At 70.3% G+C, this 13,429-nt stretch carries 14 protein-coding genes, 1 tRNA gene and 1 pseudogene; 4 read left to right on the top strand and 12 right to left on the bottom strand.

The window, feature by feature from the left end; all coding sequences use genetic code 11:
• Window positions 1–46: 46 nt before the first annotated feature.
• The 9 genes and pseudogenes from FY030_RS16275 to tyrA form a co-directional block, all read right to left on the bottom strand.
• Window positions 47–652, bottom strand: a complete 606-nt coding sequence (locus tag FY030_RS16275) for a single-stranded DNA-binding protein (RefSeq protein WP_192498705.1) — start codon at window positions 650–652, stop codon at window positions 47–49.
• A 224-nt stretch (window positions 653–876) separates the two neighbouring features.
• Window positions 877–1,251: a hypothetical protein gene (locus FY030_RS16270; RefSeq protein ID WP_192498704.1), complete on the bottom strand. Its 375-nt coding sequence runs from the start codon at window positions 1,249–1,251 to the stop codon at window positions 877–879.
• Window positions 1,248–2,324 (bottom strand): serine hydrolase domain-containing protein, encoded by a 1,077-nt coding sequence (locus FY030_RS03580; protein WP_158060312.1) that lies wholly within the window; start codon window positions 2,322–2,324, stop codon window positions 1,248–1,250. The genes FY030_RS16270 and FY030_RS03580 overlap by 4 nt, the downstream gene beginning before the upstream one ends.
• Window positions 2,321–2,860: an ArsR/SmtB family transcription factor gene (locus FY030_RS03575; RefSeq protein WP_158060311.1), complete on the bottom strand. Its 540-nt coding sequence runs from the start codon at window positions 2,858–2,860 to the stop codon at window positions 2,321–2,323. Before FY030_RS03575 ends, FY030_RS03580 begins: the two co-directional genes overlap by 4 nt.
• Window positions 2,861–2,940: 80 nt before the next feature.
• On the bottom strand, window positions 2,941–3,279 hold the full coding sequence (locus FY030_RS16735) for a hypothetical protein (RefSeq protein ID WP_192498703.1): 339 nt from the start codon (window positions 3,277–3,279) through the stop codon (window positions 2,941–2,943).
• Window positions 3,258–4,223 carry a P-loop NTPase family protein gene (locus FY030_RS16730; RefSeq protein WP_192498702.1) on the bottom strand — a complete coding sequence of 322 codons (966 nt, stop codon included), beginning with the start codon at window positions 4,221–4,223 and terminating at the stop codon, window positions 3,258–3,260. The genes FY030_RS16735 and FY030_RS16730 overlap by 22 nt, the downstream gene beginning before the upstream one ends.
• Before the next feature lie 119 nt (window positions 4,224–4,342).
• Window positions 4,343–4,588 (bottom strand): annotated as a pseudogene (locus FY030_RS17175) (ABC transporter); the annotation flags it as partial.
• Window positions 4,585–6,288, bottom strand: a complete 1,704-nt coding sequence (locus tag FY030_RS03565) for a dynamin family protein (protein WP_158060310.1) — start codon at window positions 6,286–6,288, stop codon at window positions 4,585–4,587. The gene FY030_RS03565 and the pseudogene FY030_RS17175, both read right to left, overlap by 4 nt.
• Window positions 6,289–6,367: 79 nt before the next feature.
• On the bottom strand, window positions 6,368–7,510 hold the full coding sequence (gene tyrA, locus FY030_RS03560) for a bifunctional chorismate mutase/prephenate dehydrogenase (RefSeq protein WP_158060309.1): 1,143 nt from the start codon (window positions 7,508–7,510) through the stop codon (window positions 6,368–6,370).
• 43 nt (window positions 7,511–7,553) lie between these two features.
• Here tyrA and FY030_RS03555 point away from each other — a divergent pair.
• The 4 genes from FY030_RS03555 to FY030_RS03540 all read left to right on the top strand — a co-directional run bounded on the left by FY030_RS03555 (window position 7,554) and on the right by FY030_RS03540 (window position 10,693).
• Window positions 7,554–7,626 (top strand) — tRNA-Arg (locus FY030_RS03555).
• A 236-nt stretch (window positions 7,627–7,862) separates the two neighbouring features.
• On the top strand, window positions 7,863–9,140 hold the full coding sequence (locus FY030_RS03550) for a serpin family protein (protein WP_202879753.1): 1,278 nt from the start codon (window positions 7,863–7,865) through the stop codon (window positions 9,138–9,140).
• A gap of 60 nt (window positions 9,141–9,200) precedes the next feature.
• The gene (locus FY030_RS03545) at window positions 9,201–10,157 is read left to right on the top strand and encodes an alpha/beta fold hydrolase (RefSeq protein ID WP_238348533.1); all 957 of its coding nucleotides are present in this window, start codon (window positions 9,201–9,203) and stop codon (window positions 10,155–10,157) included.
• A 71-nt stretch (window positions 10,158–10,228) separates the two neighbouring features.
• Window positions 10,229–10,693 (top strand): P-loop nucleotide/nucleoside kinase family protein, encoded by a 465-nt coding sequence (locus FY030_RS03540; RefSeq protein ID WP_158060308.1) that lies wholly within the window; start codon window positions 10,229–10,231, stop codon window positions 10,691–10,693.
• 405 nt (window positions 10,694–11,098) lie between these two features.
• Here FY030_RS03540 and FY030_RS03535 read toward each other — a convergent pair whose 3' ends face one another.
• The 3 genes from FY030_RS03535 to FY030_RS03525 are packed head-to-tail and all read right to left on the bottom strand — an operon-like array spanning window position 11,099 to window position 13,129.
• Window positions 11,099–11,872: an ABC transporter permease gene (locus tag FY030_RS03535; protein WP_158060307.1), complete on the bottom strand. Its 774-nt coding sequence runs from the start codon at window positions 11,870–11,872 to the stop codon at window positions 11,099–11,101.
• A complete protein-coding gene (locus FY030_RS03530) occupies window positions 11,869–12,579 on the bottom strand; it encodes an ABC transporter ATP-binding protein (protein WP_158062611.1) in 711 nt (236 codons plus the stop codon). The genes FY030_RS03535 and FY030_RS03530 overlap by 4 nt, the downstream gene beginning before the upstream one ends.
• Entirely contained in the window at window positions 12,572–13,129 is a 558-nt protein-coding gene (locus FY030_RS03525) for a TetR family transcriptional regulator (protein WP_158060306.1), read from the bottom strand. The genes FY030_RS03530 and FY030_RS03525 overlap by 8 nt, the downstream gene beginning before the upstream one ends.
• Window positions 13,130–13,429: the final 300 nt, after the last annotated feature.

Raw genomic sequence — 13,429 nt, 5'->3', positions numbered from 1 at the left:
GCAGCACGGCAGGCTCAGGCCCTGCGGCCCCGTCCCCGGGTGGGCGTCAGGCACTCCGGGCATAGAAGTTCTCAGCGTCCTCCTCGCTCACGACGCCGTCCTCGTCGGCGGCCGGCCCGTCATGGTGGGCGTCCGCGCGGTCGTCCACCCCGCGGTCGTCCACCTCGCGGCCGTCCACCTCGTGCTCGCCCACCTGCGGCGGCGTCGGCCGGTTGGTGACGGCGGCTTCCCGCTCCGCCGCGATCTCCCTGAAGTCGACCTCCTGGTCCACCCGGTCCTGGCCATAGCCAGCCTGCCCCCGGACCAGGGACGCGGTGCCGAACCTCAGGTCCGGACCGAGGTGTTCACAGGTGAGCGTGGGGGTCTGGGAGCGTTGGGTCTCGCCCTCCCAGACGCTCACCTTGAACCGCCCGAGGGCGACGACCGGATCACCTACCTTGAGCGAGGCGACCACGTTGGCGCCCAATCCGCCGAAACAGATGAGCTCGTAGAAGGTGGTGTCGATGTTGACCCACTTCTCCTGCTCCTTGTCGAAGCGGTCGTTGTTGACCGCGACCGAGACGACGCAGAACGGCGCGCCGGTGGTCTTGCCGTGTCTGATCCTGGGTTCCTGCGCGACGCGGCCGCTGATGGTCAGCATGGTCTGGGCCATGATGCTCCCCTCCTTGTCCGGCCCGTCCGGTGACGGGTCCTCGCTCCACCGTGGCTGCGGGCCGGGGCCGCGGACCAGTGGCCCGCAGGGATCTGTGGACAACCCGGCGTGGCCCCAGGGGATGTGGACGAGCTCAGGCGAGGGCGGCAACCCTGCTCGACGCGGGGCGGGACGCAAGGCGCGAGGCGAGGCCGGGGGGGCGCCGGGGAACCTCCTAGAGCCTCCTAGAGCAGGGAGGCGTAGACCACGGCGTTCACCACCAACAGCACTGCTGCGTAGAAGGGCGCCAGCACCCGCCGTCTGCGCAACGCGCCCGGTGAGCCGGCCACCACCCACGGCAGGTCGCGGGCGCGCAGGACGCCCAGGGCCGCGCCGCCACCGATGACCGCGAAGAGCAGTGACCAGCCCCAGGAGGTCAGCGGGGTCCAGGGCACGAAGACCCGGGTGAGGAACACGACGAGTGCGGCCTCGAGGGTGAGACTGAACAGGCCAAACCGGTCTCGCGGCTCCCGCTCCCTGCGGCCGAGCGCCCAGGCCCACAGCAGCCACAACTGCCATCCGGCCCACGCCAGCAGGAAGAGGGTGAGCGCGAGGATCACGGGACCTGCTCCGTGAGCAGCTGCAGCCCGACCTCGCCCATCGGCTCGCTGGTGGCTGCCAGCACCACGACCGCGGTGCCCGATGCCCGGTCCATCCCCAGCCAGGTCCGGAAGCCGCCGGTCCCGCCGTCATGCCAGGTGTAGGTCAGGCCCTCCTGCTCGCTGGTGAACCAACCCGCACCGATCTGGTGCTCGTCGAACTCGGCGGCCGGCTCGAGCGCGGCGCTGCCGGGGGCCGTGCCGGTGAGCAGCGCCCGGGCCAGCTCGGTCATGTCGCCAATGTCGGCACGGATGGCGCCGGCAGGCGCGTCGCCCAGCCCGGTCCAGGCCTGCTGGCGGCGCCCGGAGGCGTCCCTCCCCTGCACGGCATGCTCGGCCAGGTCGGCCGCCGAGGTGGGGATCGTGAAGCTGTCCAACCCCAACGGGCCGGACACCCGCTCGGCGACCAGCACGTCATACCGGGTCCCGGCCTGCGCGGCGAGCGCGTGCCCGAGCACCGCGAAACCGTAGTTGGAGTACAGCGGCGCCGCCCCGTCGGCGCCGACGGTGTTCAACCGGGCGATATTGTCCTCGGTCGACAGGCTGTAGGGGTCCCTGGCCAGGACGCTCGCCACGGCAGCCCGCGCCATCATGCCCAGCCCGCCGGCGAGCCGGGGCAGGCCCGAGGCGTGCTGGCTCAGCTGCTCAAGGGTGACGTCAGCCGCGGCGGCGTCACCCAGCCCGAAGACCTCCCCGAGGGTCGTGTCCGGCTCGACCTCTCCGCGCTCGACGGCGTCGACGTAGAGCATCCCGGTGATCCCCTTGGTGATCGAGCCGATCTCGTAGGTGCCATGGAGCGGGGCACCGATGCTGGCCGTCCGGATCTGGCCGTCTCGGACCACACCGACGGCCACCGCGCTCGGTCGGCCGCCGGTGAGTTCGCGGACGCTCGCCGCCAGCTCGGTGTCGCCGTGTTCCTCCTCCTGCAGGGAGTGCGCGGTCGGCCGCAGCACGAGGCCGAGCGCGAGGGCGAGCAGGGACCCGATCACGACAGCGAGGGCCCGCCCTCGCTGGCTGTATGGCCTCGTAGTCATGAGCTCACCCCCATCGCGACCAGGAGGGGTATGACACGCTCGGCCGGCACCGCGACTTGCCCCCGCGCGGCCGGACGCAGCCAGCCGGCCGTCGTGAGCGCCTTGACGTGGTGGTAGACCTGCCCGCTCGTGCCCAGGTTGAGCAGCTCGGCCAGGTCGGCGGTGCGGTCGTGACCCCGAAGGACCGCGGCCAGGATGGCCAGGCGGGCCGGGTGTCCGAGCGCCGCCAGCCGCGCGGCGACCTGGGCCAGGTCGCCACGATCGGCACCCTCGTCAACTCCTGCGACGGCGTCTGGTGCTCCCAGTAGGTCGTCCACGTGGTGGGCGTACTGCCAGTCCACCTCGCCGGCCTCGGACCGGAAGGTGCCGGCGTAGACCACGGCGCCGCTGCCTTGCGCCTGGGGCCGCAGCCCCTCCAACGCCCAGAACGTTGCCGGGGCCGTGGGGTCCTTCTCGCCCGGCCCAGCCGGTCGCCCCGCCGCGGCCTCCAAGGCAGCGACCCGACGCTCCAGCTCGTCCCAGCGCCCACTCTCCATACTGACGATATTACGCAAATACGTAGAACGAGGCAAGTGACGGCTGCGGCTGGTAGGACAGCCGCGTGTCGCCCCGGAACTTAGGAGGCAGCGACGGCGAGCAGCTCGCGCGTGCGGTCGTGACGGTCCAGGACCGTCGTGATCGGCCGGCGCACGTGCTGGTAGGCGACCTCGTCGATCGCTTCGTCGAGAAGGTGCTCGACGTGCCGTCGTCGGCGCCGGGCCCCGACTCTGGCGGCGATCCGGGCCAGTAGCGCGACCAACAACCCGGCGAGCAGCCCGCCGACGAGCAGCGCGAGCGGGACCGGCGCCGGTCCCCAGTAGAGCGGGTCCACCTGGACCTGGAACCAGCCGAGGAGCGCGAGGACGGCCAACCAGGCGAGCCCGACCACAGCGGTCAGGGCCAGAATGAGTTGCACCCCCCGGCGGCGGCCCACCACCAGGGGGTCCGCTGCCGCAACGGGACACCAACGACCGCCTGGTCCAGCGCGTCCGACAGGGTGTCCTCCTGGGGGCTGGCCGCCTCGAGGACCGCCTCCGCCCACCGTGGCGGCAGGGAGGCACCGGCCTCCTCGCCGAGCCGGCGGGTGGCCAGCTGGACGTTGGCCCGGGCAGCCGGGGTCGGAGACGGCAGCGAGGAGCGGCCCAGGACCCGGCGCACGTCGGAGGGGGCGATGCCGGTGGGGCCGGGGCGGTCGTCACCCAGCCGGAGCCGGCGCAGCGGGTCCGGGCGCAGCGCCGAGACCCACCGGGTAAAGGGCCAGCCGGTGCGCTGCCCGGCCTGCCGGACGTAGTCACGCTCGACGGCGTCCAGGACGACCGGCACACCCGAGGCCACCTTGAGCGTCTCGTGCAGCCGGCGGTCCACGCCCTCCCCCAGGCCAGGGGTGTTCGGCGCCACTCCTTCGGCGACGTGCTCGGCCTGGGTCCGCAGGTCGGCCATGAGCCGCGCCTCGGCGGCGTTGCGGGCGCTCACGACATGGCCGATGCGTGCCCGCAGCTCATCCAGGCCGGTGCCGACACGGGCCGAGGTGACGATCACCTCGTGGTCGCCGGCGCCGTCCTCGCGGACCAGGCGTCGCAGGTCGTCGGCGATCCGGTCAGAGCCGCCCTCCTCCCGGATGCGGTCGGCCTGGTTGAGCACGAGCAGCATCACGGTGTCGTGGTGTCGCAGGGGCCGCAGGTAGTCGTCGTGCAGCCGGGCGTCGGCATACTTCTGAGGGTCGGTCACCCAGACGAAAACGTCGGCCCGCTCCAGGATCCGGTCGGCCTCGATCCGGTGCCGTAGCTCTCGGGAGTCGAAGTCGGGCAGGTCCACGAGCACCAGACCCTCCAGGTCGAGATCGTCACCGCTGGTGGGCACGTGGTGACGGTTGTGCACGCCGAGCCAGTCGAGCAGCTCACTCGCGTCCGCCTCCCCCAGATGGCGGCGCCAGCTTCGGCCGTCGTGGGGCGCCGGGGACTGATCGTGGACACCTCGCCGCCGGCCAAGCGGTTGAACAGGCTGGATTTGCCCGAGCCGGTGGCCCCGGCGAGCGCGACCACCGTGCGGGAACCCGTGAGCGCCCACCGTTCGGTGACCCGGCCCACCACCGCCCGCGCCTGCTCGCTCGCTGACGGCTCCAGCTCGTCACCACCGATGTCGAGCGCTGAGCGCAAGGCGTCCGCCCGCTCCTCCACGGGGGCCGTGGACGGACCGCCGTCCTGACCACCACGGCGCAGCCTCATCGGGCTGCCTCCACCGCGGCCGCGGCCTCGTCCAGCTCGCGGATGACCTGCTCGGGCACGGGCACCTCCTCCAGGACCGCGTCGAAGCGGGCCCTCTCCTGCTCGTAGAGCTCCTCCACCCGGGTCAGCAGGGCGGTGCGCGCCTTGCGGGACATCTCCCGGACCGCCTGATCGCCGAAGACGGCCTCGAGCAGGCGCTGGGCCAGGACGGCCGAGCCGCCGGCGATGGCGACCTCCGCTCCGGTCGGGATAAAGCTGGTGGCGCTGAAGACCACGATCATCAGCAGCACGGCCAGCCCGTTGACCCCAAAGGCCAGGTAGCGCGCGGTGGAGCGGCGGCCCCCCGCCTCCTCGCGCACCATCTCCAGAATGTCGCGCTGCCAGTCGCGGATGAGCCGCTCCACCTGCTCGGGGTAACCGGGGGTGGCCTTGCCCAGCTCGGGGTGCTCGCGCACCAGCGGTTCCCCGGCAGGGCTGCGCTTCCAGGCCCGCGCCGCCGTGCTGGCGGCGACCTGGCCGTGCGAGGTGACCAGCGCCGCGGCTCCGGTCTGCAGCGCCTCCTCAAGGGGTTCAGAGCTGACCTCCCTGCCGGTGAAGAAGGCGGTGACGCGGTCACGAACCCGTCCGACGCCGGCCTCGACCGAACGCAGGAACTCTCCAGTCCCGACCAGTTCCTGCCAGCGGGCGAGCACCTCCCCACGCAGCAACGAACCGTCCTGAACACCTTCGCCGACGTTGCGCAGCGCGTCGGCGTAGGCGGCCCTCGGCGCCTCGTGCAGTTGACTGTGGGCGGCCAGCTGCTCACGCCCCGCCCAGGCGATCTCTCGTGCTCGTCCACCCAGGGAGCCCAGCGCCCCGCTCAGGGTGCGGCGGACGACCAGTGCCCGGGCCCGGGCATCGCCGGCCAGCGAGTGCAGCCAGCCGCTGAGCCGCTGCACCTGCCGCTCCGGTATGCGGCCGTCCTCCAGGTCGACCTCGGGGACGGCGAAGATCGGGGCCTTGCCGAGCCCCTGGTCGCGCAGCATGGTGGCCAGGTGCACCCTGACCTCCTGCAGGGCCTCGGGGGGCACCCGGTTGAGCACGACGGCCACCGAGGTGCCGCGTTCGGAGGCCTCACGCAGCAGATCCCAGGGGACGGCGTCGGCATACCGGGCGGCCGTCGTGACGAACAGCCACAGGTCGGCCGCGGCCAGCAGCTGTCTGGACAGCTGGCGGTTGGCCTGGACGACGGAGTCGATGTCGGGGGCGTCCAGCAGCGCCAGTCCGGGCGGGAGCGCGTGCGTGCCGACCAGCCGCACCGAGCCTGGGTCATCCACAGCGCCGTCCTCGTCGACCACGCGGGCCAGGTCAGGCAGCACCCGCTTGCCGGTGAACCACCGGGTGTCCTGCTCGGTGTGGACCAGGACCGAGGCGCGGGTCGTCGGCCGGATGATCCCCGGACGGGTGACCTCTTGACCGACCAGCGAGTTCACCAGGGTCGACTTGCCGCTGCCGGTGGAGCCCCCGACGACGGCCAGCAGCGGGGCCTCGAGGGACCTCAGCCGGGGGAGCACGTAGTCGTCCAGCTGCTGGACCAGCTCACGACGGGCGGTACGGGCCGGCTCGGCGCCGTCCAGCGCAAGCGGCAGGCGCAGCCGCTGCGCCGAGTCCCGGAGCCGCTCGACAGCGGCGACCAGCTCGGCGGGGTCGGTGTCGGTCACCGGCACAGTCTCCCCCGCACTGGTGTCGGTGACCAAGACGAACCGCCAGGCCCTCCGGCCAGGGACGGATGGCGGGCCGCTAGGTCCTGGTCGCGTCGGCGTGGGCGAGCAGGGCGGCGGACTCGGCGAGGAATCTCTGTGCGTAGTCGCCGAACCACTCCCCCACCTGCTCGAACTGGGTGACGAAGGCCTCCCGGTCGCCGCTGCGGAGCAGGTCGATGGCCTGGCCGTAGCGCTCGTGGTAGCGGGTGATGAGCTCCATCGCGTCCGAGGAGGCGGTGATGATGTCGTAGTAGAGCCCGGGGTCCTGAGCGAAGAGGCGTCCGACCATGACCAGCTCCAGCCGGTAGATCGGTGAGGACAGGGCCAGCAGGGTGGGCAGGTCACGGTCCTCGTGGGCCAGGTGGGCGCCGTAGGCGAAGGTGGAGAAGTGCCGCAGGGCCTGGATCAGGCCCATCGCGTGGTCGTGTTCCTCCGCGTCGACCCGGTGCAGCCGGGCCCCCCATAGCCGGATCTGCTCCAGCAGCCAGCCGCTGGCCTCGGGCTCCCGCCCGGGAACGTAGGCCACCACCTGCTTGGCGAAGCTGTCCACGTCGGGGCCGAACATCGGGTGCAGGCCCAGCACCGGGCCTGGGTGCACCTCCAGCATCGCGCCCATGACTGCCCGCTTAGTCGACGTCAGGTCGGCGAGCAGGCAGTCCGCCGGCAACGGCGGCAGCGAACGCACGACCTGGACCGTCTCGTGGATCGGCACCGAGACCAGCACCATCCCGACGCCCTCGACCAGCTCGGCCACCTCCTGGGGCGAGTGCTCCTGCTCGACCACGCGCACCTCATACCCGGACAGGCGCAGCATGCGCCCGAAGAGAGCACCCATCCGCCCCGCCCCGCCGACGACGACGACCGGCCCGAGGTCGGGGGCTTGGGTGGTGAAGCCCATGCTCTTCTCGTGGGTGTACGCCTCGCGCATGCACCGGCGCAGCACGTCCTCGACCATTCCGGGAGGCACGCCCTGCTCCTCGGCGAGGGCCCGCTTGGCGGCGATCATCGTCGCCTCACGCTCGGGGGCATAGATCGGCAGGCCGTGCCGCCCCTTGATCTCCCCCACCTGCGAGACCAGCTGGAGGCGGCGGGCCAGCAGCTCCACCAGCTCCCTGTCGACCTCGTCGATCTGGCCGCGCAGCGCTGCCAGGGGCTGCTCCGCGCCCGCTCCGTCCGTCATGCTGACCGATCCTAGGACCGCAGACCTACACTGTGACCTTCCGGCCCCCGTAGCTCAATGGATAGAGCACCGGCCTTCTAATCCGTAGGTTGCAGGTTCGAGTCCTGCCGGGGGCGCAGCGCGTTCGCCTCAGATCAGTCGGGGTGGATGACGTGAGGCCCACCGCTCAGGCCCGGCCCGCTGTCACGACGATGGCCGGCCAACGGAGTCCGGCCTCGGGGAGGGCCTCGTGCGCAGGGTCGTCTCGCGCCGGGGGCGGTCTTGGTCCTGACGGTCCGCGGGCGGGCGGCAACCGATCGGGCGCGGCGCGCGTCGTATCGGTATGACGGGATCAACTCCAGGGTGGGCGCGCGTGGCCGTGCCCCTGTCCCTGGCGGCACTGCTCGTGCTGCCGGCGTGCGGTCAGCAGACGGCGCAGCCGGAGGAGGCATCGCCTGAGGGGACCCTGCCGGTCGCCCAGCTGGACCGGCGCGCGGTCAGCGTCCAGGAGGCCAAGGCGATAGAGGATCTGGTCGTCGCTGCGGACGGTATGGGGCTGGAGCTCATCAATCTCCAGCCTGAGGTGACGACCGTGACCTCACCCGCGAGCCTGCAGGTCGCCCTGTCGATGGCCGCCGAAGGGGCCGAGGGTCAGACGCTGAGCGAGCTCGAGGCGCTTATTGGCGCCACGGGCACCGGGCGCAGCGATGCCATGAACGCGTTGATGACCGCACTAGAGGACCTGGACGGTGACCCTGCCGTCGTCCAGGACGACGAACTCCCCGAGACCCCGATGGTGCACCGCGCCGACCGGCTCGTGCTGGACGACACCCTGGTGGTCAAACAGGACTTCGTCGACGCGTTGGCCCGCCATTACGGCGCCACGTCCGAGACGACCGACCTGGGCAGCGAAGCGGGCAAGGCAGTTCTGGACTCCTGGGTGAACGAGCACACAGGTGGACTCGTCCCGCAGTCGGCTATCAAACCGGACCCGGGCCTGCGGCTGGTGCTGCAGGACGCCATCGTGCTGGCCGCCCGCTGGCAGGACCCCTACTATGCGGCGCTCACCAGTCCAGAGCAGTTCACCCTGCCCACCGGTGAGGTGGTTGACCTGGACATGATGGACACCGGTAGGGAGCGCGACACGATCTACGCCGAGGTCGACGGGTGGCAGGCGGTGCGGCTGCCCTACACGGGAGGCCGCTTGCACGCCGACGTCATCCTTCCCCCGCTGGGCACGGCACCGACCCAGGCCAGCACCGAACTGCTCGCCCAGCTCCAGGGGCAGCTCGACGCAGACCAGAGTCGACTGGTCATCCTGCGGATGCCCGTCGTCGACGCCACGTCGAAGCTGGACCTAAGGCCATTCCTGTCCGAACACGCACCCTCAGCCCTGGCCGGCGGCTTCGGCGGCATCGCCGACGAAGACCTGGCCATCGACCAGGCTGCCCAGCAAGGGGTTCTCGCGATCGATGAGGAAGGCACCATCGCCGCCGCCGTCACCGAGATCGGCTTCCCCGTATCTGGGACGGCGCAGCCTCCCCTCAAACTCACTGTCGACCGCCCCTACCTGGTGCACATCGCCGACAGCACCACAGGCTGGCCCCTCTTCCTTGCCCACATCGCCGACCCCCGTCGGATGAACAACTGATCCACCGCCCGATCACAATCAAGCACAAACGTGCACTCTCACCATGGGTAGCCTCCTGGGGTGAGCACTCCCATCGAGCCCTTTGACCGAGGCATGCTGACCCTCCGCGATGGAGCTCAGATTTATTGGGAGACCACAGGCAACCCGGCCGGAACGCCGTTGCTGTGGCTGCACGGCGGCCCCGGCACGGGGCTGCTCTCCGGAGGGTACAAGCGCGCCCCCGATCCCAAGAGCTGGCTCATCGTCGGCCTGGATCAGCGGGCCTGCGGACGCAGCCGACCCCTGGCGAACGAGCCCGGCTTCGATCTGAGCACTCTGCAGACGCCCGCCTTGATCGCCGACCTGGAAGAACTGCGCCAACACCTGGGCATCGAGCGCTGGCTGGTGGCTGGCGGTTCATGGGGCACAACCCTGGCGATGGCCTATGGGCAGGCCCATCCAGAACGGGTCACCGGATTCGTTCTGACCGCGGTCACCGATGGCAGCCGGGGATACGTCGAATGGATCAGCGAATCCGTAGAGAGGGTGTTTCCTGAGGCCTGGGAAGCCTACGAAGCCGCTTCAGGTCGAGCACCCGGACAACGGCTGCTCGACGCCTATGTGGAACGGCTCACTGACCCCAACCCAAGGGTTCGCGACGCGGCGGCCATGGCGTGGTGCACATGGGAGGACGCACATATGTCCATCCCCCATCGAGTCGCTCCCGACCTCGCGTCACGGGACCCTCAGTTTCGTGAGGTCTATGCCCTCCAGGTGGCCTACTCCTGGGCCAACAACGCCTTCCTCGGGGAGCAAGGCATCCTGGACAACATCCACCGAATCTGCCACCTGCCCGCAGTGCTCATTCATGGACGCCTGGACATCAGCGGCCCGGTGGGCACAGCCAGGCGGCTGCACCGCCAATGGCCCGGCAGTCAACTGGTGATCGTCGAGCACGAAGGACACGGCGGGCCGGACATGGGCGCTGCACTACGCCAGGCCTACACCGATCTCCTCCCCATCGTCTGCGCATCGTGAAGCTCTCAGACCCATCCTGGACAGCAGCAAAGACAGTGCGTTCAGGCTGCTGATCGCCCTAGGGTCAGGCCATGCCTCGAGTCGTCCTCATGTGCGGCCCCGCCGGGTCGGGAAAGTCAACTGTTGCCCGCCGGCTCGAGGCTGCTGGCGGCATGACGCGACTCTCCTACGACCAGGAAGCCTGGAATCGCGGACTACGGGCGATGCCGTTGCCCCACGACGCGGACAACGAGCTTGACGCGCACCTGCGCCAACACTTGATCCGGCTCCTTGACCAGGGCCGCGACGTCGTCCTTGACTTCTCCTTCTGGTCCCGTGCAATGCGCGACGACTGGCGTCGACTTGTGGCTCGGTACGGCATCACTGCGGAGACCATCTACATGGCGACCGACAAAGAGACCTGCATGGATCGCATACGAGCGAGAGTGCTTACCCACGGAGACGACTTCCCCTTAGAACCCGACGTCGCGGCCCACTACTTCAATCACTTCCAGCCACCCACGGAAGAGGAAGGCCCACTGACCGTTCATCGGTGAGCTCCACGGCAGTGGCCTCCGTTCCGCGCCTGATGGGGCGAGTTGAGTACGTGTCCCGAAGGGCGCTGACTCAGGTCCTGGGCAGGGCAGGTCGGGGTTGGGGTGGCCCTGTCGATACTGGTCGGCGGCGTCCTGGGCGATGAGGCCCTCATCCGCGAGCCATTCGACGGCTCGCCTGTTGGCGCGAACTTCCCGGAAAGCCTTCCAGACCGGCAGGAGTTCGGGGAACCCCTCGTACAGCTCGTCCTTGAGCCGCCGGAAGGCTCCTGACCCTGAATGGCTCGCGCGAGCCGTTGTGCCGCGGCGTCATGGCACAATCGCTCCGCGAAGTCAGCCAGGTCCACCTGGCTTAGCTCGAGCATGACCCCCATAGGGGGAACGCTTGCACTTGGCCCGGCGTGTTGCCTAGCGGTCCAGTTGCAGGCGGGACCACGCTCGGACCGTGAGGGCTGCCGACAGGGCCGGTACGAGGGCGACGAGTGTGAGCTGGCGCGCGCTTACCTGTTCGGGGGCGACTGCCCATAGTGCGGGCGCCACGATGGGGAACCACGCCCCTGTGCCCATGACCGCAAAGACCTGGGCGATCACAATCAGCACCACGGTCGCGGCGATTCCGGGCAGCAACCCCCGCCCGAGCGTGGCGACCCATGCTGCGGGCCAGACCAGGAACCCGGTGAGCACGGTGAGGATGAACAGCCGCGCAAGCCCGTTCCACGCAGCAGGATCGGGGGCGCCCAGCCCGGACACCAGACCGACAAGGAAGACGACCGCGGTGAGGAGCAGCGCGACTGGGAACGTCGCGCCGGCGAACACCGCTAACTTCCCAAGGGCGATGTGCGTGCGCGAGATCGGCAGCGCGAAGAGGCCGGCGACAGTGCGGTCGGTGAACTCTCGCCCTATCAACCAGCTCAGGGCAACCCCGAAGGCCAGGAACCCGGCGGCTGCGGTGATCTGTGAAGCCCCACCGATGAGCTGCGGCCACGGGTCGGCGTCGCCCAGACCGGCCAGCTGAGCACGGATCTGTTCGTTGCCACCGCGAGCTGCCGCGGTCATGACCCCCGCCAGGACCCCCACGCCGGCGACAAGCAGCACGCCGGTGGTGAGAAGCACCGGCGACGACGCGGCTTTGCGGCCCTCGACGGCGACAGCGGTGATGACCTCTGGTGCGATCAGGCTCATGACATCCTCTCCCGACCTGACTCCTCCTCGGCCAGCACCAACGCGAAGAAGTCCCGCTCAATATCTGTGCCACCTGGGTCAAGGGAGCCGATCACGGCTCCGTGACTGATCACCGTGATCCGGTCGGCGATCCGTGCGACCTCGTCCAGGTGGTGGCTGGAGACGAGCACGCCTGCACCCTCTGCCGCGCGGCGCAGCAGTGCCGTGCGCAGCAGGATCACCCCGCGTGGGTCCAGCGCGCTGGTCGGCTCATCGAGAATCAGCACGCGTGGATTGTGCTGCAGCGCGGCGGCGAGGTTGAGGCGTTGGCGGTTGCCCTGCGACAGGGCCCGGGCTCGGCGCGTAGCGTAGGCCTGCAGGCCGAGCTCGGCGATGGCACCTGCGACGACCTCGCCCACAACCGCTCGTGGCACCCCACGCAGCCGGGCGGCGACAGTCAGGTTGGCAATGGTAGTCAGGTCTGGATAACCGAACGGCTCATCCACGGTGTGGCCCGCTTCAGACCAGGGCGCGCCGATCGCGACGGTGCCGGAGTCGGCTCGCAGCATGCCCAGAAGCAGACGCATGAGTGTGGTTTTGCCCGCTCCGTTGAGCCCGACGAGAGCGTGGACCTCGCCGTACTCCACGTCCAGGTCCATCCCGCGGACACCCACTCCCCCGGGGAAGGTCCGCACCAGCCGTTCGGCCCGGATGGCGAGCTCACCCATCACGGCGCTCGAGCGTCTCGATCGCGACGAGCAGCGCCTCGCCCAGCACTAGGTCCTCATGCGCAGCCCACTCCAGGATGGCCGCCGTGACGGCCGCCATCGTCGCCGCGGCCGCAGCCCGGGCGGCCAGCATCTCGACGCCGTCCTCCCTGAGCACCTCGACGATCGATGCCTCGGTCGCCGCGTTGCTGCCGGCCATCTCGCTCGCGATAGAAGGTGTCTGCGCGACGATCCGCACCTTGCGACGAACCACAGACTCCTGGGGTTCAGGCAGACCCGCCCACGCCGTGCGCACCGCCCGAGCCGTCCGGGTCAGCGGATCCAGGGCCGATGGCTGCTCGGCCACCGCAGCGGCGATGACCGGGTCGTACGGGTCGTCGAAGAGCACACCGGACTTGGAGGCGAAGTGCCGGAAGAACGTCATCTGCGCTACTCCTGCCGCGTCCGCGATCTGCGCCACCGTCGTCTGGTGGAAACCACGCTGCTCGAACAGATCCAGGGCCACCTGCTCGATGCGGGCGCGGGTGCGCTCCGACTTGGTCGGTGCCACGCTTAAATGTTAGCCGATAACATTGCCGACGACCAACCCATCCTCCACGCCTCATCCCACACTCATCTCGGACTGGCTTAGAGGGATACGCGCACGCGCACCACGATCGCCGACGATGGTCACCGAGCTCTCCGGTGGGCTCGTCGCGCGTCCGCCCCCGCGGTCAGACACCGCGCGCGGTGGACCACACCTGATGCTCGTCCACGAGCAAGACACGAGCGCCGTCAGCGGCCAATGAGTGCGTCAGGCGGGTGCCCGGTCCGGGGCCCGACGGTGTCCTTGCGTAGCCATCTGAGCAGG

It is taken from the genome of Ornithinimicrobium pratense, from assembly GCF_008843165.1.
Taxonomy (GTDB): domain Bacteria; phylum Actinomycetota; class Actinomycetes; order Actinomycetales; family Dermatophilaceae; genus Ornithinicoccus; species Ornithinicoccus pratensis.
Note: the sequence above shows the minus strand (reverse complement) of the source record. Positions and strands in the feature narration are given on the sequence as shown.